At 63.3% G+C, this 23,307-nt stretch carries 20 protein-coding genes, 1 tRNA gene and 1 riboswitch; of the genes, 8 read left to right on the top strand and 13 right to left on the bottom strand.

Features of this window, described 5'->3' with window-relative positions:
* Positions 1-33: 33 nt before the first annotated feature.
* Both AC3WQS_RS21130 and AC3WQS_RS21135 read right to left on the bottom strand, forming a co-directional pair.
* On the bottom strand, positions 34-570 hold the full coding sequence (locus AC3WQS_RS21130) for a YbhB/YbcL family Raf kinase inhibitor-like protein (protein WP_492712262.1): 537 nt from the start codon (positions 568-570) through the stop codon (positions 34-36).
* 65 nt (positions 571-635) lie between these two features.
* A complete protein-coding gene (locus tag AC3WQS_RS21135; protein WP_003946170.1) occupies positions 636-1,988 on the bottom strand; it encodes a M20/M25/M40 family metallo-hydrolase in 1,353 nt (450 codons plus the stop codon).
* A 118-nt stretch (positions 1,989-2,106) separates the two neighbouring features.
* On the opposite strand from AC3WQS_RS21135, the gene AC3WQS_RS21140 reads away from it, so the two are divergent.
* The 7 genes from AC3WQS_RS21140 to AC3WQS_RS21170 all read left to right on the top strand — a co-directional run bounded on the left by AC3WQS_RS21140 (position 2,107) and on the right by AC3WQS_RS21170 (position 11,064).
* A tRNA-Leu gene (locus AC3WQS_RS21140) sits at positions 2,107-2,192 on the top strand.
* Between the two features lie 108 nt (positions 2,193-2,300).
* Complete coding sequence (locus tag AC3WQS_RS21145; RefSeq protein WP_492712264.1) at positions 2,301-3,842, top strand: SDR family NAD(P)-dependent oxidoreductase; 1,542 nt, start codon at positions 2,301-2,303, stop codon at positions 3,840-3,842.
* A 157-nt stretch (positions 3,843-3,999) separates the two neighbouring features.
* A complete protein-coding gene (locus AC3WQS_RS21150) occupies positions 4,000-4,431 on the top strand; it encodes a universal stress protein (protein WP_020723653.1) in 432 nt (143 codons plus the stop codon).
* Positions 4,432-4,475: 44 nt separating this feature from the next.
* Positions 4,476-5,726 (top strand): saccharopine dehydrogenase family protein, encoded by a 1,251-nt coding sequence (locus AC3WQS_RS21155; RefSeq protein WP_021344351.1) that lies wholly within the window; start codon positions 4,476-4,478, stop codon positions 5,724-5,726.
* Between the two features lie 152 nt (positions 5,727-5,878).
* Positions 5,879-8,062, top strand: coding sequence for a malate synthase G (locus AC3WQS_RS21160; protein WP_019748551.1), 2,184 nt, complete (start codon positions 5,879-5,881; stop codon positions 8,060-8,062).
* A 159-nt stretch (positions 8,063-8,221) separates the two neighbouring features.
* Positions 8,222-9,916 carry a VWA domain-containing protein gene (locus tag AC3WQS_RS21165; protein ID WP_084324763.1) on the top strand — a complete coding sequence of 565 codons (1,695 nt, stop codon included), beginning with the start codon at positions 8,222-8,224 and terminating at the stop codon, positions 9,914-9,916.
* Positions 9,916-11,064, top strand: a complete 1,149-nt coding sequence (locus tag AC3WQS_RS21170; protein ID WP_492712268.1) for a metallophosphoesterase — start codon at positions 9,916-9,918, stop codon at positions 11,062-11,064. Before AC3WQS_RS21165 ends, AC3WQS_RS21170 begins: the two co-directional genes overlap by 1 nt.
* Positions 11,065-11,086: 22 nt before the next feature.
* On the opposite strand, the gene gcvP is transcribed toward AC3WQS_RS21170, so the two are convergent.
* The 11 genes from gcvP to AC3WQS_RS21225 all read right to left on the bottom strand — a co-directional run bounded on the left by gcvP (position 11,087) and on the right by AC3WQS_RS21225 (position 21,031).
* Complete coding sequence (gcvP, locus tag AC3WQS_RS21175; RefSeq protein WP_084324765.1) at positions 11,087-13,945, bottom strand: aminomethyl-transferring glycine dehydrogenase; 2,859 nt, start codon at positions 13,943-13,945, stop codon at positions 11,087-11,089.
* Positions 13,946-13,998: 53 nt separating this feature from the next.
* Positions 13,999-14,128, bottom strand: a riboswitch (glycine riboswitch).
* Positions 14,129-14,348: 220 nt separating this feature from the next.
* Positions 14,349-14,903, bottom strand: coding sequence for a MerR family transcriptional regulator (locus AC3WQS_RS21180; protein ID WP_021344354.1), 555 nt, complete (start codon positions 14,901-14,903; stop codon positions 14,349-14,351).
* A 335-nt stretch (positions 14,904-15,238) separates the two neighbouring features.
* Entirely contained in the window at positions 15,239-15,712 is a 474-nt protein-coding gene (locus tag AC3WQS_RS21185) for a bifunctional nuclease family protein (protein ID WP_003946194.1), read from the bottom strand.
* A 93-nt stretch (positions 15,713-15,805) separates the two neighbouring features.
* On the bottom strand, positions 15,806-16,543 hold the full coding sequence (gene ftsR, locus AC3WQS_RS21190; protein WP_003946161.1) for a transcriptional regulator FtsR: 738 nt from the start codon (positions 16,541-16,543) through the stop codon (positions 15,806-15,808).
* Positions 16,543-17,037, bottom strand: coding sequence for a glycogen accumulation regulator GarA (gene garA, locus AC3WQS_RS21195; RefSeq protein ID WP_003946166.1), 495 nt, complete (start codon positions 17,035-17,037; stop codon positions 16,543-16,545). Before garA ends, ftsR begins: the two co-directional genes overlap by 1 nt.
* Before the next feature lie 211 nt (positions 17,038-17,248).
* Positions 17,249-17,653 (bottom strand): glycine cleavage system protein GcvH, encoded by a 405-nt coding sequence (gene gcvH / locus AC3WQS_RS21200; RefSeq protein WP_019748557.1) that lies wholly within the window; start codon positions 17,651-17,653, stop codon positions 17,249-17,251.
* Between the two features lie 44 nt (positions 17,654-17,697).
* Positions 17,698-18,477 carry a DUF881 domain-containing protein gene (locus tag AC3WQS_RS21205; protein ID WP_492712270.1) on the bottom strand — a complete coding sequence of 260 codons (780 nt, stop codon included), beginning with the start codon at positions 18,475-18,477 and terminating at the stop codon, positions 17,698-17,700.
* 3 nt (positions 18,478-18,480) lie between these two features.
* Positions 18,481-18,831: a small basic family protein gene (locus AC3WQS_RS21210; RefSeq protein ID WP_003946178.1), complete on the bottom strand. Its 351-nt coding sequence runs from the start codon at positions 18,829-18,831 to the stop codon at positions 18,481-18,483.
* 13 nt (positions 18,832-18,844) lie between these two features.
* Complete coding sequence (locus tag AC3WQS_RS21215) at positions 18,845-19,711, bottom strand: DUF881 domain-containing protein (protein WP_019748559.1); 867 nt, start codon at positions 19,709-19,711, stop codon at positions 18,845-18,847.
* Positions 19,708-20,307, bottom strand: a complete 600-nt coding sequence (locus AC3WQS_RS21220) for a CDP-alcohol phosphatidyltransferase family protein (protein ID WP_020907837.1) — start codon at positions 20,305-20,307, stop codon at positions 19,708-19,710. Before AC3WQS_RS21220 ends, AC3WQS_RS21215 begins: the two co-directional genes overlap by 4 nt.
* A gap of 109 nt (positions 20,308-20,416) precedes the next feature.
* Positions 20,417-21,031: an NUDIX hydrolase gene (locus tag AC3WQS_RS21225; RefSeq protein WP_070797052.1), complete on the bottom strand. Its 615-nt coding sequence runs from the start codon at positions 21,029-21,031 to the stop codon at positions 20,417-20,419.
* Positions 21,032-21,170: 139 nt separating this feature from the next.
* Here AC3WQS_RS21225 and AC3WQS_RS21230 point away from each other — a divergent pair, with 139 nt between their 5' ends.
* On the top strand, positions 21,171-23,306 hold the full coding sequence (locus AC3WQS_RS21230) for a bifunctional lysylphosphatidylglycerol flippase/synthetase MprF (RefSeq protein ID WP_029538163.1): 2,136 nt from the start codon (positions 21,171-21,173) through the stop codon (positions 23,304-23,306).
* The last annotated feature ends 1 nt before the right edge of the window (position 23,307 follow it).

Consider the following 23,307-nt stretch of genomic DNA (forward strand, 5'->3'; position numbering starts at 1 on the left):
GCCCGCGGTTAATAAAGGCGCACAGCAAAGTGATTACTCGACCTCGAACGTCCCGGTCAGGGTTGCACGCGCAATCGCGTGATGGAACACGTTGAAACCGAGGAACGCCGGCGACGAGTCAGGGGTGACTCCGTCGAGCGTCTCCACGTCGAGGGCATGCACCGCCACGATGTAGCGATGCGGACCGTGCCCGGGAGGCGGGCCTGCGCCGATGAAACCGAACCCGCCACCGTCGTGGCGGAGGGTGACGGTTCCGGCGGGCAGGACATCGCTGTCCGCCGCGCCGGCACCGGCCGGGAGTTGGGTGACGGAAGCGGGGATGTTCGCCACGGCCCAGTGCCAGAATCCTGACGCCGTCGGTGCGTCCGGATCGAACACCGTCACCACGAAGCTCTTCGTCTCGGCCGGAAAGCCGGACCACGAGAGCTGCGGTGAGATGTCTTCGCCACCGGGAACTCCGAAGGCTCCACTGGCCTGAGCAAGCTTCAGCGGCTGGCCCGCAGTGATGTCGTCACTGGTCAGCTCGAAACTCGACAACTTCGGCAATGGTTCGTACGGATCGTGCGCCATGCGAATCCTTTCTGTGACAAGAGAGCTCGATGTGCGTCGAGCTCACGGATCTATCTACGTGCTCGTCAGGAATTGAGCAGGAAATGTTCCAGAACACGTGTCCCGAACAGTAGTGCGTCCACCGGAACTCGCTCGTCGACGCCGTGGAACAGCGCACTGAAATCGAGCTCGGGCGGCAACTGCAACGGCGCGAAGCCGAAGCAGCGAATGCCCAGTTTCGCGAATGCCTTCGCGTCGGTTCCGCCGGAGAGCATGTACGGAACTGTGCGAGCCTCCGGATCATGGGCGAGGATCGCCTCGTTCATGGCGTCTACGAGGTGGCCGTCGAACGTTGTTTCGTACGAATCGAGCTTGGTGATCCACTCGCGGGTCACGTCGGGGCCGATCAGCTGGTCCACCGTGCGCTCGAATTCAGCCTGCCGTCCCGGCAGCACGCGGCAGTCGAAGACTGCCTCGGCAGTCTGCGGAATGACGTTCGCCTTGTATCCGGCCTTGAGCATCGTCGGGTTCGCCGTGTCACGGAAGGTCGCCCCGATGATGTTGGCGATCGTCCCCAACTTCGCGAGAGTCCCGTCGATGTCGGGTGATCCTGGATCGAAGTCCAATCCGGTCTCTTCGCCGACGGCGGTGAGGAACTCGGCAACCGAATCCGAGATCACGATCGGGAACTGATGAGCAGCGAGTCTCGAGACCGCGCCGGCGAGTGTCGCGACTGCGTTGTCGTCGTGGAGGAAGGAGCCGTGCCCGGCGCGTCCCTTGGCCGTCAGACGCATCCAACCGAGGCCCTTTTCCGCAGTCTCCACGAGGTAGAGCCTGCGGTCGGTTCCGTCCGGCCGCGGAACCGTCAGCGAGAAACCGCCCACCTCACCGACGGCTTCGGTCACTCCCTCGAACAGATCCGGGCGGTGCTCGACCAGCCACTGGCATCCGTACTTGCCGCCCGCTTCCTCGTCCGCCACGAAGGCGAACACCAGATCACGCGGCGGTACGACGCCTTCCGCCTTGAACTGCCTGGCGAGGGCCAAGATCATCCCGACCATGTCCTTCATGTCCACGGCTCCGCGCCCCCAGACGTAACCGTCCTGGACGGTGCCGGCAAAGGGATGGACGCTCCAGTCGGCGGGCTCGGCCGGAACGACGTCGAGGTGACCGTGAAGCATCAATGCGCCTCGACCCGACTCAGCTCCCTTCAAGCGGGCAAAGACGTTCCCGCGTCCGGGTGCACCGGACTCGACGTATTCCGTCTCGTAGCCGACTTCTTGAAGCTGCGCGGCAACCCACTCCGCGCACGCACGCTCACCCTTGGTGGTTTCGAGTTCTCCCGTGTTCGAGGTGTCGAAGCGGATGAGAGAACTGACCAGTTCGACTACTTCTGCTTCGGCTCTGCTCGGATTCGGATTATTCGGGGTTGTGGTCATTCCACTTTCCTACCATCGAATCAAACGACGCGGGCGACCGGAATGCCCCGCAACCTGGCGATTTGGGGCAGCTCACCTAATCGGATACTCTTTCCCAGCACCGAGAAATCGGGGCCGAGTCCGAGTGGCGGAATGGCAGACGCGCTAGCTTGAGGTGCTAGTGTCCTATTAACGGACGTGGGGGTTCAAGTCCCCCCTCGGACACTCTGTGTTGAGACAGACAGGAAAAGCTCCGGTTCATCGAACCGGAGCTTTTCTCGTAATTGGCGAAGTTCCCGCACCAGGGAACAGTCCGCGCGAGCGGCGATCGAGATGGAACAGAAGTTCGAAGTGGATACAGACACCAAGAAGTCGGATGCACTGCAGGCAGATTCGCTGGAAACAGCCGATTCAGAATCTGCTCGAGCCGAACTCACCGGCCTCGACCCCGCAGAACTCGAAATCTGCCTGAAGGTCCTTTCCGAAGCCGCCGAACTCGACGACGAGCATCCCGATTCGATCACCATGCAGCGCGCTGTCGGCCATCTGTTCAAGCGACTCAAGAAGAAGCGCCGCCTCGCCTCGCGCGCAGCCGTCAACGAAGCGGACCGCCAAGTAGTCGCCGCGACTGCCACAGGTTCACCCGATCGCATCGACGACGAGACCGCAGGCATTCCGATCAAGTCGAACACCGCCGGCGCTTCCGCCGGCACGCTCATCAAGGCGCGACCGTGCTACATCTGCAAGCAGCGCTACACCGCAGTCGACGCCTTCTACCACCAACTGTGCCCCGAGTGCGCTGCCACCAGCCGCAGCAAACGTGATGCGAGCACTGATCTGACCGGCCGACGCGCACTTCTGACCGGCGGCCGCGCGAAGATCGGTATGTACATCGCGCTGCGCCTGCTGCGTGACGGCGCGCATCTGACCATCACGACGCGATTCCCCAACGACGCGATCCGCCGATTCAAGGCGATGGAAGACAGCAACGACTGGATTCACCGTCTGCGCATCGTCGGCATCGACCTCCGCGACCCCGCCCAGGTTGTTGCACTCGCGGATTCCGTTGCCGCACAGGGGCCGCTCGACATCCTCATCAACAACGCCGCACAAACTGTTCGACGCTCCCCCGGCGCTTACGGCGCCTTGGTCGATGCCGAGTCCGGTGCCCTGCCCGCCGGTGAACTTCCTGATGTCCTGACCTTCGGCAAGACGAGCGACGCTCACCCCGCGGCTCTGGCCGGATCGCTGTCGGACGTCGCAAGCATCACCTCCGGAAATCTGTCCGCCGACGCGGTCAGTTCGCTCGCACTCGTCGCCAAGTCGGCTTCACCCGATCGCATCGAGCAAGGCATCGCCATCGACGCCGGCGGGCTGCTGCCGGACCTCGCGCACACCAACAGTTGGGTCCAGACCGTCGAGGAAGTCGATCCGATCGAGCTTCTCGAAGTCCAGCTCTGCAACTCGGTAGCGCCCTTCATCCTCGTTTCACGCCTGCGCCCGTCGATGGCCGCGGCAGCTGCGCGACGCAAGTACGTCGTGAATGTCTCCGCCATGGAAGGCCAGTTCAGCCGCGCGTACAAGGGCCCTGGCCACCCGCACACCAACATGGCCAAGGCAGCACTGAACATGCTGACCCGCACCAGCTCCAAGGAAATGCTCAACGACGGCATCCTCATGACCGCCGTCGACACCGGCTGGATCACCGACGAACGCCCGCACTTCACCAAGATGCGGTTGGCCGACGAAGGTTTCCACGCACCACTCGACCTCGTCGACGGTGCAGCCCGCGTCTACGACCCCATCGTTCAGGGCGAACTGGGTATCGACCTGCACGGCTGCTTCCTCAAGGATTACAAACCCTCGCCGTGGTGATGGGCGGCACCCCGCAGTGGTGACAGGCAGCACCTAGGCGCCCCGATGTGGCGATCTCGTCACCGCCAAACCCCCGTGTCGAGTAGCTCAATTCAGGTAGGGCACAGCATTGCAGGCGATAATGGACTGCGAACCTGCTCACCGACTCGGAGGAACCATGACGATCGCCGTCGTACACAAGGACAGCCCGGAAGGCCGCGCCGCAATCGTGGCCGCCGCACGGGAATCCGTGGGTCGAAGCGAGGAACTGCTGGTTCTGCACGTCCTGGACGATGTCAACATCGGGGACACGGCCGACACCGGAGACACCGAGGACGATCGGGCCGCTCTTCGCGGCGAGATTCAGTCAGCGCTCGACGCCGGTGGATTCTCGGAGACGAAGTGGGATCTGCGCACCACCGAGCACGACGGCGATCCGGTGACCGCGCTCGTGAACCTGGTCCACGGCGCGGGTGTCGATCTCCTGATCGTCGGAACACGCCGGATGTCCCCCATCGGCAAGTTCCTCCTCGAACGCCCGCTGCAGCGTCTCCTGCTCGAAGTGGAGGCTCCGATCCTCGTCGTCAAGGAACCCCTCCCTGCTGAGTGACCACGGTCACATCACTTTCGAGTACGCGTTTGTAGGCTGGCTCCATGACTGGAACCTCGCCCGCCCGAGAACTCGACATCATCGTCTACGGAGCGAGCGGCTTCGTCGGAAAGCTACTCGCCGACTACCTCGTCAAACACGCTCCCGAAGGCACGAAGATCGGCCTCGGTGGCCGCTCCCTCGAGAAGTTGGCAGCCACTCGCGCCGATCTGGGTACCGCCGCCGCCGATCTCCCCCTGATCATCGCCGACGCCGACGACGCCACCGCATTGAAAGCGCTCGCGCAGCGAACTCGGGTCGTCGCCACCACGGTCGGCCCGTACGCCAAGTACGGTCACACCCTTGTTCACGAATGCGCCTCCGCCGGAACTCATTACGTCGACCTCACCGGTGAGGTGCTGTTCCACCGCGAGAGCATCGACGCCAACCATGAGCTGGCGGTCTCGACCGGCGCAAAGATCGTCCATTCCTGCGGATTCGATTCCATCCCTTCCGATCTCGGAGTTCACGTCCTCCACGAGAAGGTCACTGCCGACGGCGCCGGTGAGCTCACCGACACAACGCTGGTGGTCACGGCGCTGCGCGGCGGCGTGAGCGGTGGCACGATCGATTCGCTTCGCAATCAGATCGACGTGTCGAAAGACGATGCGCGCCTACGGAAACTCGCTGCCTCGCCGTATTCACTGAGCCCCGATCGTGACCGGGAGCCGGACCTCGGACGACAGAGCGACGTGAGCGTGGTCGACGGCAAGAAGATCGATCCGTCGTTGAAGGGATGGAAGGCACCGTTCGTGATGGCGTCGTACAACACACGAGTCGTCCGTCGCAGCAATGCGCTCCGAGAGTGGGCGTACGGCAAGAAGTTCAAGTACAGCGAGGTGATGAGCGTCGGCTCCTCGGTGGTGTCACCGGTAATCGCGGGCGGTGTCGCAGTCGGCCTCGGCGCACTGGTCGCCGGACTCGCTCTTCCTCCGACGCGTTTCCTTCTCGACAAGGTATTGCCTGCGCCCGGCGAGGGCCCGAGCGAGAGCACCCAGAAGAAGGGGCACTTCACGCTCGATGTGTTCACCACGACCACGACCGGCGCTCGATACACCTCACGAGTGAAGGCGAAGGGCGACCCGGGATACAGCGCGACGGCGGTAATGCTCGGCGAATCTGCGTTGTCATTGGCGAAGGACCACAAGGATCTCCCCGCGGCCACCGGCGTATTGACTCCATCGACAGCGCTCGGCGACGTCCTGGTCGAGCGTCTAACCAAGGCCGGTTTCGAGATTTCCGCGCGCAAACTCTAGACAGAACGAATTTCACTTGATCGTTTCAGCTCTTCGCGCCCGATTATCGCAGCTCAGGGCGCGGACAGCGGTGGGAATACTCCCAGGTAACATTGATGTTGGTTCATGGCATCCATATGTGGTGCTCCGCTTTCGGAAAAGTGAGGCTATTCATGACTGAGCGCGTTCAGGTCGGCAGTCTTCAGGTTGCCAAGGTTCTCTACGACTTCGTGGTCGAGGAGGCTCTTCCCGGCACCGGTGTAGACGCCGAGACGTTCTGGGCCGGCGCCGACAAGGTCATCACCGAGCTCGCACCGAAGAACCGCGATTTGCTTGCCAAGCGTGACGATCTGCAGGCTCAGATCGATCAGTGGCATCGCGATCATGCCGGCGCTCCCATCGACGCTGCCGCATACAAGGCGTTCCTGCAGGAGATCGGCTACCTCTTGCCGACGCCTGCCGAGTTCTCGGTCACCACCGCGAACGTCGACACTGAGATCACCTCGACGGCCGGCCCGCAGTTGGTCGTGCCGATCCTCAACGCGCGCTTCGCTCTCAACGCGTCCAACGCCCGCTGGGGTTCGTTGTACGACGCGCTGTACGGCACCAACGCCATCTCGGAGGAGAACGGCGCCGAGAAGGGTTCCGGCTACAACAAGGTCCGAGGCGACAAGGTCATCGCCTGGGCGCGTGAATTCCTCGACGCGGCAGCACCTCTCGCGTCGGGGTCGCATGCAGATTCGACCAAGTACGTGATCGACGGCAGTGAACTGAAGATCACGTTGGCAGACGGTACGGTCACCACCCTCGCCCAGCCGGAGAAGTTCGTCGGCTACCTCGGCGAGAAGGACGCACCGACGAGCATCCTGCTGCTCAACAACGGATTGCACGCCGAGATCCAGATCGACGCGTCCTCCCCGATCGGCAGCACCGACGCCGCCGGTGTCAAGGACGTCGTTCTCGAATCGGCCGTCACCACGATCATGGACTTCGAGGACTCGGTCGCCGCTGTCGACGCCGACGACAAGGTTGTCGGTTACCGGAACTGGTTGGGCCTCAATCGCGGTGATCTGTCCGAGGAGATCAAGAAGGGCGCCAAGTCCTTCACTCGTACGCTCAACGGCGACCGTAAGTACACCGCCGTCGACGGCAGCGAACTCAGCCTGCACGGTCGTTCGCTCCTGTTCGTCCGCAACGTCGGTCACCTCATGACCAATCCCGCGATCCTCGATGCCGACGGCAACGAGGTCCCCGAGGGCATTCTCGACGCTTTGATCACGAGCACCTGTGCAGTGCACGGCCTCTCGATCAGTGACGCCAACGGCCCGCTCGACAACAGCCGCACCGGCTCGATCTACATCGTCAAGCCCAAGCAGCACGGCCCCGAGGAAGTTGCCTTCACCACCGAACTGTTCGGCCGCGTCGAGCAGGTCCTCGGGCTTCCCGAGAACACGCTCAAGGTCGGCATCATGGACGAGGAGCGTCGCACGACAGTCAACCTCGCTGCCTGCATCAAGGAAGCCGTCGACCGCGTCGTGTTCATCAACACCGGCTTCCTCGACCGCACCGGCGACGAGATCCACACCTCCATGGAAGCCGGCGCGATGGTGCGCAAGGCCGAGATGAAGAAGCAGAAGTGGATCGGTGCCTACGAGGACTGGAACGTCGACACCGGACTGGCCTGCGGACTGCAGGGCAAGGCGCAGATCGGCAAGGGCATGTGGGCCATGACCGAGCTGATGGCAGACATGCTCGAGCAGAAGATCGGCCACCCCAAGGCCGGCGCCAACACCGCGTGGGTTCCTTCGCCGACCGGCGCAACGCTGCACGCGACGCACTACCACCGCGTCGACGTGTTCGCTGTTCAGGACAGCCTGAAGGGCAAGCCGCGTGCGAGCGTCGACGACATCCTGACCATCCCGCTCGCTCCCAGCACCGACTGGACGGACGCGGAGAAGAAGGAAGAGCTCGACAACAACTGCCAGTCCATCCTCGGCTACGTCGTCCGCTGGATCGACGCGGGTGTCGGCTGCTCCAAGGTTCCCGACATCCACGATGTCGCGCTCATGGAGGACCGCGCCACCCTGCGCATCTCGAGCCAGCTGCTCGCCAACTGGCTGCGTCACGGCATCGTCAGCGAGAGCGACGTTGTCAGTGCACTCGAGCGCATGGCCCCGGTTGTCGACCGTCAGAACGAGGGCGACGCCGAGTACCGCAACATGGCACCTGATTTCGATTCCAACATCGCGTTCCAGGCTGCCAAGGAACTCATCCTCGAAGGCGCGAAGCAGCCCAGCGGATACACGGAGCCGATCCTGCATCGCCGCCGCCGCGAGTACAAGGCTGCCAACGCCTGATTTCACCTTCTTCGAACTCGAAGCTGAACCCGAACAGCCTCGGCACCGCTACCGGTGTCGAGGCTGTTCGCGTAGGCCCCGAAGATTCGTCACTAGACTGGCCGAGGACACAGTCCGTTCAGCAGACATTCTTCGAGTGACCAAGGTAGGGCAAGGTACGTGGGCGAACATCGCGGCGGGTCAGGCGCCAGAGGTATCAGCAAGGGGCCGATTCTCGTCGTCGTGCTGATCGTCTTGATCGTTGCAGGCTTCTTCGGGTGGAAGGCCCTCAGCAACCGGATCGACGATCAGGGCCAGCAGGCAGCAGGTACGTGCGTCGAAGGCAACAAGACACTCGACGTCACCGCGGATCCGTCCATCGCCCCACAGATCGAGGAACTGGCCAAGCGGTACACCCAGACCTCTCCGGTCGTGCGCGATCACTGCATCACCGTCGTGGTGCACGGTGCGCCGTCCGCGTCGGTCTCGACGGCACTCGAAGCCGGTCCGGCGGCATCCTGGGACGACGCAGCATTGGGACCGCGTCCCTCCCTGTGGATCCCGACGAGCTCGTTCGAACTCGCGCCGCTGGCGGGCAAGGCCGTGATCAACGGTGATCCTCGCTCGCTCGCGAGTTCCCCGATCGTTCTGGCAGCCGGCCCCGAGACCGCGGCAACATTGGTCGGCGCAGCATCGAGTTGGAAGTCATTGCCTTCCGATCTGACGGTCGCCCTGCCGGTCGGAAGCACCGAAACCTCGATGGCCGCACAGGCGATCGCTGCCGACGTCGCCGATGCGGGTGCCGGTCCGGTCACGACGGATCAGGCGAAGTCCGCGCAGGTCAACGCTGCGCTCAGTGCGCGGGCGTTGCAGTTCCAATCCTTACCGACTCCCCCCACGTCCACCGCCGAAGCCCTCGGAGCACTGAGCGCCGGAACACCGGATTCGGTGAAAGCCGTTCCGGCCACGGAACAGTCGATAGCGCAGAGCGCGAACGCGGCGATGACGACGTACTCCCCCGCCGGCGCAACGCCAGTCGCGGACTATCCGGCGGTCATCGTCTCGGGCAGCGGGATCGACGAAACCGCCTCGCGCGCAGCGGCGCAGTTTGCCGATTTCATGCGTGAGCCGAATCAGTCACAATTGTTCGTCGGCGCCGGTTTCCGGGTCGAGGGTCAAGATCTTCCCGATCTCGGTGCGGTGTCTCCGGCCAAGATCTCGTCCACGTTGAAACCGGCTTCGGCCGAAACCGCAGCTGCGCTCGGTGACATCGTCGCCAATCCGGTCTCTCCGCGTAGTGCCACCATCCTGATGGACACGTCGGCGTCGATGGGTACCGACGACGGTGGCGCTACCCGCTTGGCGAACGTTGCCGCGGCAGTGAACACCCAGTTGGGTCGCAGCCCTGACGCTTCGGACATCGGCCTTCGCGAGTTCAGCACGGGCACCGACGGAAAACCGTCCGAGCGCATCCTGGTTCCGGGCGGTTCACTGTCCGAGCCGAATCGGCGCGCCACCATCACCGATTTCCTCAACGGGCTTCGAGCCGGCGGAAAGACCTCCAAGTATCCGGCGCTTGCCAGCTCCTACAAAGCCGCGGTTGACGGTTTCGACGCGGGACGAGTCAACTCGGTGCTGCTGATCACCTCGAGTACACCTGACGAATCCACCACGACGCGAGCCGAACTGCTCAGCGCGATCGCCGCTGCGGGCAATCCGTCGCGTCCGGTACAGGTCGACGTGATCGTCGTCGGTGCGGGCGACGACGTCTCCACACTCCAAGACGTCTCGGATCGGACCGGCGGAACCTTGGTTCGCGTCGATTCGACGTCCGACCCCGCTCTCGCGGCCACAGTGACCAAGATGCTGTCCTGATGGGGCGCGTCGCGGTTTTTGCAGTCCTTCTCGCCCTTCTGACCTGGTTCCTGCACCGCCGACTCGTTCGCGCCACCGGCATCCCGAGGCGATGGGCTCGTCTTGCCGACACTGCGCTTGTCGTCTTGGCGGTCTCGACGCTCATCGGGGTCGGCAGCGGCGAAATCTTCCCGACGTCCTGGGCGCGACCGATCGGATTTCTCGGATGGGTCTGGCTGGCTTCGTGGCTGTACCTGATTCCCGGACTGCTCGTGATCGGCCTGTTTGCCAGGATCAGTCGACTACGTGCACGCCGCACGGATACCACGACCGAAGTCGACCCGGCCAAGCGTCGTACGTTGCAGTTGGCTACAGCAGCAGTCACTCTCGCGGCGATCGGCACCGCCGGCTACGGCGTCTACGAGGCGTCGGGCCCCAAGATTTCACGCGTCCGCGTGCCGCTTGCTCGCCTACCTGAGCGCTTCAACGGATACCGGATCGCCTTGATCACCGACCTGCACGTGGGACCGGCCCGCGGGGTCGACTTCACCCGCAAAGTGGTCGAGATCGTGAACTCGCAGAATGTCGATCTGATCGCGATCGGCGGCGATCTCGTGGACGGCACCGTCGCAAAAGTTGCTCCCGATCTTGCTCCGCTCGCCGATCTTCAGGCGCCGGACGGAATCTTCGGAGTCAGCGGAAACCACGAGTTCTACGCGGACGACGGTGGCAAATGGCTCGACGTGTGGGAAACATTGGGGATCACCACACTTCGCAACAGCCGCGCCTCGATCCAGCATGACGGCGACACCATCGACATCGTGGGCATCCACGACTACACGTCGCCGGCCCCGTACGAGCCGAACCTTACTGCCGCGCTCGCAGGTCGCGATGCGAATACTTTCGCCTTGCTGCTCGCGCACGAACCGCGTCAAGCGATCGAGGCGTCCGAGATGGGTATCGATCTGCAGCTGTCCGGGCACACTCACGGCGGTCAGATGTGGCCGCTGCGCTATCTCGTTCCGCTGCAGCAACCTTCGGTGCAAGGCTTGGACAGGGTCGGAAACACAGTGCTGTACACGACGCGTGGCGCCGGGGCTTGGGGCCCGCCGGTACGCGTCGGCGCACCGCCGGAGATCACCGTTCTCGAACTCGTACGCGAGAGGTGATGATCTCCGGCGGGCACACGCCTTAGTTGCCTGCGAACGCTTCGATCGGCGGGCACGAGCAGACCAGGTTGCGGTCGCCATGTGCACCGTCGATACGACGCACGGACGGCCACACCTTCGGGCGAGCCTTGCCTCGCGGGAAGACGGCGATCTCACGCGAGTACGGGTGATCCCACTGCGCTGCAATGCTTCCGGCAGTGTGGGGAGCACCGCGTAGCGGGTTGTCCTCCACCGTCCACTCGCCGGCGCCGACGCGATCGATTTCGCCGCGAATAGCGATCATCGCCTCGCAGAACTCGTCGATCTCTTCGAGGTTTTCGCTCTCGGTGGGCTCGACCATCAGTGTGCCGACCACGGGGAAGCTCATGGTCGGTGCATGGAAACCGTAGTCGGCCAGACGCTTTGCCACGTCGTCGACGGTGACGCCAGTGTCCTTGGTCAACCCACGGAGGTCGAGGATGCACTCGTGCGCGACCATGCCGTTCTCGCCGGTGTAGAGAACCGGGAAGTACTCGTCGAGTCGACGCGCGATGTAGTTGGCCGACGCGATGGCGGTCAGGCTGGCGCGGCGCAGGCCCTGAGCCCCCATCATCCGGATGTAGGTCCAGGTGATGGGCAGGATGGACGCACTGCCGTACGGCGCTGCCGAGATCGTGCCTCTACCACCGAGTTCGGGGGCCATCGGATGTCCGGGCAAGAACGGCGTCAAGTGTGAGCGCACACCGATCGGGCCGACGCCGGGTCCGCCGCCGCCGTGCGGGATGCAGAAGGTCTTGTGCAGATTCAGGTGGCTGACGTCGCCGCCGAATCGGCCCGGACGGGCAAGGCCGACAAGCGCATTGAGGTTGGCCCCGTCGACGTACACCTGGCCACCGGCGTCGTGTACCGCTGCGCAGATGTCGGAGATCTCATGCTCGTAGACACCGTGTGTTGAAGGGTAGGTGATCATGATCGCGGCGAGACGCTCGGCGTGATCGGCGATCTTCGCGCGCAGATCGTCGACGTCGACGTCACCGTTGGGACGGCAGGCGACAACCTCGACGCGCATCCCGGCCATGACGGCAGACGCCGCGTTGGTGCCGTGAGCACTCGACGGGATGAGGCAGGTGTCGCGGTGGTCGTCGCCCCGGCTGAGGTGGTAGTTGCGGATCGCGAGCAGGCCCGCGTACTCCCCCTGGCTGCCGGCGTTGGGTTGCAGGCTGACGTTGTCATAGCCGGTGACCGCGACCAGCCAGTCTTCGAGATCCTTGATGATCTTCAGCAGACCGGGTGCATCCGACGTGGGCGCGAACGGATGGATCGCGTTGAACGCGGGCCAGGTGATGGATTCCATCTCGGCGGTCGCATTGAGCTTCATGGTGCACGAACCCAGCGGGATCATGCTGCGATCGAGGGCGATGTCCTTGTCGGAGAGCGCGCGCAGGTAGCGAAGCATTGCCGTTTCCGTACGGTAACGGGTGAAGGCTTCGTGCTGCAGGTAGTCGGAGGTGCGCTCCTGAGCAGCCGGAACCGAATTGCCCTCGGCTTCGATGGCGACAACAGCATCCTCGATCCCGAACGCGTCGAGCACGGCAAGGACGTGGTCGGCGGTGGTGGCCTCGTCGCAGGAGATACCGACATGATCGGCATCGACCAGACGCAGGTTGATCCCGGATTCCTTGGCCGCAGCGACGACGTCGGCTGCCTTGCCCGGAACCTGAGCCAGCACGGTGTCGAAGAACGAATCGTGGACTACGGTCACGCCGCCCTCACGCAGGCCGTTTGCCAACGCGTGTGCGCGGGCAGCGACGCGCAACGCAATCGCCTTGAGTCCCTCGGCGCCGTGGTAACTCGCGTACATCGCAGCGAGGATCGCGAGGAGCACCTGCGCGGTACAGATGTTGGATGTCGCCTTCTCACGGCGAATGTGCTGCTCACGTGTCTGCAGCGCGAGGCGGTATGCCTTGTCTCCGTCGGCGTCGATGGAGACGCCGACCAAACGGCCGGGCAGCTGACGCGCGTGCTTGGAGTGCACGGCCAGGTAACCGGCGTGCGGTCCGCCGTACCCCATGGGAACACCGAAGCGCTGGGTGGTGCCGAAGCACGCGTCCGCACCCAGTTCACCCGGCGAGGTGATGAGCGTCATCGCAAGAAGGTCGGCGCCGACGGCAACCAGTGCGCCGCGCTCGTGAGCCTGCGCGATGATCGCGGTGTAGTCCACGACGCGTCCCGAAGCGCCCGGGATCTGTGCGATGACACCGAAGAAATCACCCTCGGGCAGTCCGGCAGTGAGATCTGCGGAGACGATCTCGATGCCGAGCGGCTCGGCGCGTGTCTCGATGACGGCGAGGGTCTGCGGGTACAGGTCCGCGTCGACGACAAAGCGTGGGGACTTGCTGCGGTTCGCGCGGCGCAGGAGCGTCATGGCTTCGGCAGCGGCGGTGGCCTCGTCGAGCATCGACGAGTTGGCCAGTTCCATGCCGGAGAGATCGGCGACCATGGTCTGGAAGTTGAGGAGGGCTTCGAGGCGGCCCTGGCTGATCTCCGGCTGATACGGGGTGTACGCGGTGTACCAGGCCGGGTTCTCGATGATGTTGCGCAACAACACCGGCGGCGTCAACGTGTCGAAGTAGCCGAGGCCGATCATCGACGTCGCGACAGTGTTCTGGGCTGCGAGTGCAGTCAGTTCGGCAAGTGCCTCGTGCTCTCCGACCGGAAGCGGCAGAGCGTCGAGTCCGGCCGCGATGCCGTTCGGGGCAGCGTCGAGGATGACGGAGGGAACGGCCTTGGTTGCCAGTTCGTCGAGTGAATCGACCCCGACGAGTTCGAGGATGCGCGCGAGTTCCGCGGCGTTCGGACCGACATGGCGGTCGGCAAATATACGGCTTGCAGCGTCGATCACGACAACTCCCAGACAGATCGGAGGATCAGGACACACACCGAACTGCGGTGCGTTCCTCCCCCTCTGTCGCATGCTCGATTCCCGAGCGCCTGAGAGATTCGGTAGTGATCCGCCGATAGACGGAAGCCACAGCCTTTCCCCGTCGGCGGGTGGGTTGTCCCACCGCTTTCCAGAGGCGTCGGAGCCCGTACGGTCCTTGGTGCCTGAGAGATTGACGGGGAGGTATTGCTCCTTCGGCGCCCTGATCCCGCTCACGACTGGCCTTTGAGACAAAGACTGAAACAAAGACAAGTTCGGTGAATCGGTATCCGAGGCTCTCCCGTACGCCGGCGACGCAGGCCCAGTCTAGTTGACCGAAACGCCTACCTGCACCGTGGCATCCTCCAAAGAGATGTGACGTGCGTTATCCGGTTTTGCGGCTGGCGCGATTCTTGCGTCGCGAAGCCAACTCGTCTTCCGGGTTGGGATCGCTTTCGCCGCCGTCAGCCCGCTCGGCTGGGAAGTCGGCGATCGTTCCGGTGAGTTCACGCATCGCTCCACTGACTGCGATGCCGAATACGCCCTGACCACCCTGGAGGAGGTCGACGACCTCTTCGGGAGACGTGCATTCGTACACGGTGGTGCCGTCGGAGAACAGGGTGATGTTGGCAAGATCGCGGACGCCGCGCTTACGGAGGTGATCGACGGCAACGCGAATGTTCTGCAGTGAGATGCCGGTGTCGAGCAGACGCTTCACGATCTTCAGAACGAGGATGTCCTTGAAGGAGTACAGACGTTGGCTACCGGATCCGGCAGCGCCGCGGATTGACGGAACAACCAACGACGTCCGTGCCCAGTAGTCGAGTTGGCGGTACGTGATCCCGGCGATCTGGCACGCACTGGGTACTCGATATCCGACGAGGTCGTCGGGGATGGAATCGTCCGGGAACAGGCCTGGCTGCAGCTCTTCGGAAGACATTTCTGCAGTCGGCTCGGCACTATCGGCTATGCCCGTTCCGCGCTCATTCGACTGTTCTTCCACTGCCGTCTCCCTCTCGCTTCGCCATCATGTAACCAACCTGTGCTATCAGCAGTCACGAGAATCCCGTGCCGACCGAACTTTCAGATGTGAATCCAAGGCAGGTAATTCCATGAGTGGACTTACCCAGAGTACGCCTCGATCGACAAGGCGAGAAGATCTCCACCGCACGCAACGGTAAGACCACGAGGGTGCTCGGTCAACGCAACACGCCGACCGAGACTCAACCTCTACTTGAGAGTTGAAGACTAAAGCCTGATTACGGGCAAACAGGACTAACCGTCAGTGGCCTTGAAGTCGTCCGGCGAGATGGTGTCAAGGAATTCCTTGAACTTCTCGACCTCGTCTTCGCGCTCGTCGGGAATGACCAGACCGGCCTCGGCGAGAACAGCCTCCGACGCGAAGATCGGAACGCCGATGCGCAGGGCCAATGCAATCGAGTCCGACGGACGTGCCGAGACGGTGGTCTGCTCGTCGAAGACGAGATCCGCGTAGAAAGTGCCCTCTTGCAGGTCCACGATCCGCACTTCCTTGAGGCTCCGACCGAATGATTCGATCAAGATCTTGATCAGGTCATGAGTCAGCGGCCGCGCCGGCTCGACTCCCTGTTGTTCGAGAACAATCGCGGTAGCTTCGGTTTGCCCGATCCAGATCGGCAGGTACCGATCGCCGTCGGACTCTCGCAGCAACAGGACCGGCTGATTCTGAGGCTGCTCGACACGAACTCCGATCACACGCATTTCGCCCATCGAGCTTGCCTCCAACCTGACGTGATCCAGCCGACCGACTCCGATGCGGTCGTACTGAAATTCTATTCGAGTGTGCCCCGCTGATCGAGGAACTCAGCGATCGAGACTTCCCCGAACCGCCGACTTGACCAGACATGTGTGCAAAGTCAGCGACAGCGCAGCCAGTTCCCGGACCATTTCCTCGGCACGATCACGTGCTCCGGCGTCACGACCCTTGGCAACCGGTCCGGCGATCTGGGTCACGAGTCCTGCTTCACGATCAGCAGCCAACTTGAACGCCCGCAGATGACGAACCTCCAAGCCGTACTCGGACATCGCCTTCGCGGTGCGCGCCAGCGTCACGGCGTCCTCGTCGAAGAAGCCCGCTGCGCCGGGAACGACCAAACCGGTGCGGATCAGATCGGTCAGAAACCGATCGTCGATGTCGGCGCGAGCGAGAAGGTCCTGACGACCGACTCGAACTTCGCGATCGACCCGGAAAGCCTCGGGTGAGACATCGCCCGTAGCGATCGACAGGACGCGAGCACGACGAGGCGCAGGAACTTCTGCACTCACCGTCGCTGCGCCGCTGTCGATCGCTTCGAGTTGTTCTTTGATCACTTTGAGCGGCAGGTACTGATCGCGTTGAGCGGTCAGCACGAAGCGAAGACGCTCGCAGTCCTCGACAGAGAATCTGCGGTATCCCGACGGTGTCCGTTGTGGGCTGATCAAGCCCTCGGACTCGAGGAAACGGATCTTCGAAATCGTCACGTCGGGAAAATCTGGACGCAACCGATCCAGCACGGAACCAATCGACATTCCGGGCTGGCTCTGCTGCCGCACTGCCGTCATTAGCTACCCGCACCTGCTGACGACTCGCCGACCTGCGAACCGCCGGCACGAGGGCCGGTGAGGAACACCAGACGGAACTTGCCGATCTGAACCTCGTCACCGTTCGCGAGAACTGCCGAATCGACAGGCTCACGGTTGACGTAGGTGCCGTTGAGGCTTCCGACGTCGACGACGTGGAAATCTGCATCTTCCTGACGGAACTCGGCGTGACGACGGCTGACGGTCACGTCGTCGAGGAAGATGTCGCTGTCCGGGTGCCGACCTGCCGACGTCGTCGGCTGATCGAGCAAAAAGCGGGATCCTGCATTCGGTCCCCGCTTGACCACCAGAAGGGCGGCTCCGGCGGGAAGGCCTTCCACGCCCGAAACCGGCTGCTCGGCGGCCGGTGCTGCAGAGGAGGTGTTGTCGAGCTCATTGAGGAAGTCCGCACGGAAAACCGAAGTGGTCTCCGCCGGCGACTCCCCATAGCCCGCGTCGTTACCGTTCTCGCTCACTGTTTCTCCTCCTGGGTCAATCATCCAGATCATGAATCACTGGACTACGCAGTGCACTTTCTTCACGAGCATCTTTCACAGTCACGTTCGATACGGCCCTGCGCCCCGACTCGGCACATGCGTACCTAACGACCGTACCCTGCGCAGACCGCCGCGTGCAGCGAGACAGGCCGCGACACAACACGAGTTGGCCGGTCCACGCGCAGGTTTTCTACTCGGACGTGAGTCCCTTGTATGCCTCCGCGTCCAGCGTTGCCGCGAGTGCGGCGTCGAGTGTGGCCTCGTCGGCGACCTCGAGCTCGACCAACCAACCCGTGTTGTACGGATCGGTGTTGACGAGGTCAGGCTGTCCGTCCAATTCACCGTTGGCTGCAAGAACTTTCGCAGTGAACGGAGCAAAGATGTCGGAGACGCTCTTGGTCGACTCGACCTCACCGAGCGATTCACCGGCGGTCACGTCTTCGTCGACAGCAGGAAGCTGGACGAACACGACGTCACCGAGCTGCGACTGAGCAAAGTCGGTGATACCGACTCGAACTGAGGTCGGGCCGGTCCGCTTCACCCACTCGTGCTCCGCGGTGTAGCGCAGATCGGTAGGTGTATCGAGCTCACTCACAGTGGCTTCCTTTCACAGGCCGTCCGAAAGTCGGACGCAAAAGATCAATTTCCGGGTTGAGCGTATTGGCGCGGATTCAATTGTCGCAAGACGGAGATCGTGACCTGCTGCGATTGGTCGACTGAGGAAGTTCCGCCGTTGCGTGCGACGTTGTCGAAAACGCCTCCGGGAATGTTCAACGCTGCTGCCAACGTCGGTGGATCCCCGATCGCGGTCACAGTGTACGGCTGCTCGATCCGGGTTCCGTCCAATTCGATCTCGCCGCCGCGCCCGCTCACCCACGAGTTCACGCCGATACGAATGGGTTCGCCGTTCGCACCTGCGATCGAGATGGCTTCGGCCCCGGCAGCGCGTAGTTCCTGGATGAGATCGAGAATCACTTCGGAGCCGACGCCCCCTGCTGGATCCGTCAGGGTCATCGTCACACCTGGTCCGGTAGCAGGAGCGGTCCCCACCTGAATGGAGAGCGAGGTCAGCCGCGCCCGCGCCTCGTCGAGCGCTGCTCCGGTGTTGCCGCCGGCTTCCAAAGTGGCAAGCGATTCCTGAAGATTCGCGACTTCCTGCCTCAGCGCGGCTTCACGCCGATTCAAGTTGTCGAGAACCACCAGGAGGTCGGCAGGGCGCGCGGCGTCGAGTGAATCTCCGGCCACGGTGCTGCGTACCTGTGTGGCAATCGCGACGCCGAGCACACCCAGAAGCACGGCGGCGAGGATCGCGAACACGACGTTCGTGCGATGTTTCGACGGCGAACGCAACTCGTGACGACCTTCACCCGTAGTCGTCACTGGCGGTTCTTCGGGGTCATTCGTGGCGTGGTCGGACATGGCTCACGCTCCGAACAGTCGTCGTCGCAATGCCGCTGCGTTGCCGAAGATCCGGATACCCAACACGACGACGATTGCCGTCGAGAGTTGAGTACCCACACCCAACTGATCGCCGAGCCAGACGATCAACGACGCGACGAGCACGTTGAAGACGAAGGAGACCACGAACACCTTTGCGTCGAATATCTCGTCCAGATACGCGCGTAGCCCGCCGAAGACGGCGTCGAGTGCCGCAACGACAGCGATCGGAAGATAGGGCTGGATGACGTCGGGCACCTGCGGGCTGAAAACGACGCCCAAGACGATGCCGACGACCAGTGCTGCGAGTCCGTACAGGGCGGAACCGGCCTTCATCGAACTCCTTCTGTCACTTGGGTTCTGTGGGTTCTGTTGCCACCCGGACCGCACGAGGCGTCGCGGGTGGCAGTGTCAACGAGTCGTCCTCGGCCACTGCGAAACCGACTCCGTACAGTTGCGAGACGCTCGACATTCTCACGTAGGCGTCGCTGACGACGAACTCTCGCTGCAGCGCGCGCGTGTCGCCGATCGCCTCGACGCGGTACGGCGAGAAGACAGGTTGGTTGTCGACGAGCATCGCGCCGCCCGCCTGACGGATGGTCACCGTCGGCCCGATTCGCACGCCGCCGACGGCGATTGCCTCCGCTCCGCCAGCCCACAGGGCGTTGACGACGGTCTGCAGATCGCGATCGAGGACAACTGTCTTACCGCCGACGCTGCGCTGGGACGCATCCGAGAGGTTCGGGCGCCCGGCCGGGTCCGTCAACGTCACCACCAGCCCCTCCCCGTGAACAGCTTCGGCTCCTGCGCCGGATTCGACCGCTCGCAATTGATCGAGGACCGCGCTGCCTCTGGCATCGCCTTCGAGCGCCAGGCCACGGGCGGCGTCGACGTCGCCGCCGAGTGAATCGCGGGACGCGGCCAGCGAATCGATTCGATCCTCCGCGTCACGGACCTTGGCGACCAACTCGCTTCGAACCTCCTCGGTGCCGGTCACCTGCTTGGTGGCCTGAACTGCCGAGACCGTGACGATGAACCCGATCAACAGTGCACCGAGGGCCAGCCACGGCCCCGTCTTCGAGGATCTGTTCGTCGTGTGCTCGTGTTGGCGTTCGAATGCCGTCGCTTCGTAGCCCGGATCGAGATGTTCGGTCATGAGCGACCGAAGCAGCGACGGTACCGGGTTACGACGGACGTCCTCCCCGGTCGACTTCATCGGCGCACGACCTCGTGCGTTCGCGCAACGTCAACGGCTTTGAGCACGTAGATCGCGGCAGTCCACACGTACAGGACGGTTCCCCAGATCAGGAAAGCGAAACCGAAGGCATGGGTGAACGGTCCGATGGCCCAGTCTCCGTGTCCGGCAAGAATCAAGGGCAGCGCGAACATCAGGAGGAAGGTCGCAGCCTTGCCGAGGTAGATGACCTCGGGCGGCGGCAGTCCACGCCGGCGGTAGATCGGCAGCGTCAACGCGAGTAGAAGATCACGGCCGATCAAAATCGCCGCGACCCACCAGGGAATGAAATCGCGGGCGACGAAGGTGACCAGCGTCGTCACGACGTAGAGACGGTCGACCAGCGGGTCGAGAAGCGCTCCCAGACGCGAGGTCTGTCCGAGCACTCTGGCCAACTTGCCGTCGAGCCAGTCGGTGAACCCGCTGAGCATCAGCAGCGCCAATGCCCAGCCGTCCGAGTGCGTGACGAGCAGCAGGTAGGCGAACAGCGGCAGAGCGAGTAGACGCACGATACTGAGCACGTTGGGAACAGTGAGAATCCGATCCGTGGGGACCAGTTCTTGTTCGCCAGAGTTCACTGCACACACCTCGCGTCTTTCGATTGCCGTGCGGCCAGCTTTCCACAGCACGACGGACTATTCGCCGAGGCGCCGTAGCCCGAACTGTCCCGAGCGTGTCGAGCTGACCTTATTGCCAGGCGAACACCGGCTGCTCGAGGTTGTCGATGCGCGTGTTCCGTCCGTTCAGTACTTCGCGGAACTGATAGATGACGGCGCCGGTCGGCGCATGGATCAGGCTCGTTCGGAAAGGCCACTGGATCACCGGGTTCGGTGATTCCTCGATGGTGACGAAGCGCGAGTCCACGTCGAGCTCCTCCGACGTCACGGCATACACCTGGGCCACCTCGTCGGGATTGGGTACCAGTCCCCCGATGTCCTCACCGGACCAGACGACGAACGGTCGGATCACAAATCCCGAACGGGTGACGTAGTCGTCGAGCCGGCCGATGATGTTCGACTCAGGGACGTCGACGCCCAACTCTTCGGACAGCTCCCGAACCGCTGCTTGTTCGGAAGACTCACCCGGGTCGACGCTTCCGCCTGGCAACGCGAACTGACCGGGGTGAGCGCGCATCTTGCTCGGCCGCTTCGTCACCGGGAACACGGGTGTTCCGTCCGCAGTCCGCATGACGACGATGACCACCGACGCCGAGCGCCTTCCGTCCAATTCGACCGACCGAGGTTCGAAAGCGGCAAGTGAGGCGACCAGGTGGTCCCGATTCAGTAAATCTCCGTTCACCATGGCTCGACAGTAGCGCCACGAGACTGAGACCCCCAGCCAGTCTCGTCCATTTTGACCGCTTCGCCTGATTATCGGTCTGTATTCCTGTCATGCTGAACAGGCAGAATCCACCGTGCGGCATGGCGAGAAGAGAACCTCGATGGCTGAGCAGTCCCAGACCCCCACCCCGCAGACCGACCAGAGCGCGCCAGGCGCGCCGAATCGGGCCTCTCGCTTTGCCTCCGACGCGCTGAGCGTCCTGCGGCGCGTGCCGTTCACCTCGATCGTCGTGCTCACCATCACCGTCGTCGGGATCGCGACCGGCGCCTTGTGGAATCACGTCCGTACCTACTCGTGGTTCGACGACATCGCCTACGGAGTCCCTGCCTTGCAGGAAGGTAAGTGGTGGACTCTCGTCACGGGTTGGTTCTTCGGCTTGACGCCGGGTCAGTATGTTTCGATCATCGTCGTTTTTGCCTTCGCGGTCGGCTGGTGCGAGTGGCGCCTGGGAACCAAGAACGCGGCCATCGTCACCATCAGCGGTCAGTTGGCGGGCGAACTGGGTGCATCGCTCCTCCTCTGGGCGGGCAGCCACACCGATTGGGATTGGGCTCGCAACCTCGCCACCCACCGCGACGTCGGTGTCACCACCGCCATCATCGCCGCACTCGCCGCGACCACCGCAACTCTGCGCTCGCCCTGGCGAATGCGAGTGCGCGCCATCCTGTGCGCGTACATCGCGATCGCCTTTCTCTTCGAAGGTCGCCTCGCCGACGTACAGCACCTCATCGCGGTTGCGATCTTCCTTCCGGTCGGCGAAAAGTTCTTCGGCGACGGAGAGCGCGGGTTCATCCCCCGAACGCGACGCGAGATCCGTCTGCTCGGATTCATCGGCCTGCTCCTGATCGGAGTGGTCGAGATCGCCGTGTGGTTGTTCCCCGGCAGTGGACCCTTCGGGCCGACGGAAGCCGAAACCGGTTCGGGCTGGACCGCATTGGTCGACGTGATCATCGTTGCACTGATCGCGGATCAGTTGCGACGAGGTCGCCGCTGGGCCTGGTGGGTTGCCGTGGTGTTCGGCTCTCTGACGGTCTTGGCCACCGCCCTCGTCCTCGGTTCGGTCATCTTCTTCGACTACGAAAGCGCCGGAGCCGTCACGGTCGGTACCGCGCTGCTCTGGCTTCTCGAACTCATCTTGTTGATCAAGGGCCGTCACGCTTTCCACGTGCCGATGCGGCGCAAGATTCGAGGCGGACCGCTGTCCGGGAACGATCCTCGCGCCACTGCGCGGGAACTGCTCAAACAGCACGGCGGCGGAACCATGTCGTGGATGACGACGTGGGACGGCAACAGTTACTACTTCGGCGAGTCGGGTGAGAGTGTCGTTGCATTCCAACGGCATGTCGGTGTCGTCGTGGTGCTGGCCGATCCGATAGCGAGCCCCGAGCGACTTGCCGCGGCGGTCGACGAGTTCACGACGATGTCCGAAGCCAACGGCCTCACTCCCTGCTTGTTCTCCGTAGGAAAGGAAACAGCCGATGCCGCCACACGGCGGGGGTGGCGCACCGTTCAGGTCGCCGAGGACACGATCGTCGACCTGCCGGAATTGCAGTTCACCGGAAAGTCCTGGCAGGACATCCGCTCGGCGCTCAACAAGGCCAAGAAGGACGACATCACCTTCCGGATGACAACACTGGCAGACGAGCCGTTCTCCGTATTGGCTCAGGTGCGCGCTATATCCGAGGAATGGGTGGGCGACAAGGGACTACCCGAGATGGGGTTCACCCTCGGCAGCGTCGAAGAGGCGCTCGATCGCGACGTCCGGGTCGGTTTGGCCGTCGACCCGACGGGAAGTATTCACGGCGTCACCTCGTGGTTGCCGGTGTACGGCGAAGGCGGCGTGGTCCGGGGTTGGACGCTCGACGTCATGCGTCGACGCCCGGACGGCTTCCGGCCGGTGGTCGAGTTCCTCATCGCATCGTCGGCCCTCGAATTCAAAGAACAAGGTGCCCAATTCGTCTCACTGTCCGGCGCGCCGCTGGCCCGCAGCGACGACGGCGCCGACGCCGCATCGATGGACCGCCTGCTCGACATGCTCGGAGCCGCGATGGAACCGCTCTACGGCTTCCGGTCTCTTCACGCATTCAAGAAGAAGTTCAAGCCGAGATACGAACCCGTTTTCCTGTGTTTCCGCGACGAGGCCGACCTGCCTCGAATCGGAATCGCGCTCACGCGTGCTTACCTTCCGGACGCGACAGCTCCTCAGCTGATCAAGCTCGCCACCAGCAAGAGCTGAC

This window comes from Rhodococcus sp. FW305-130 (genome assembly GCF_058788335.1).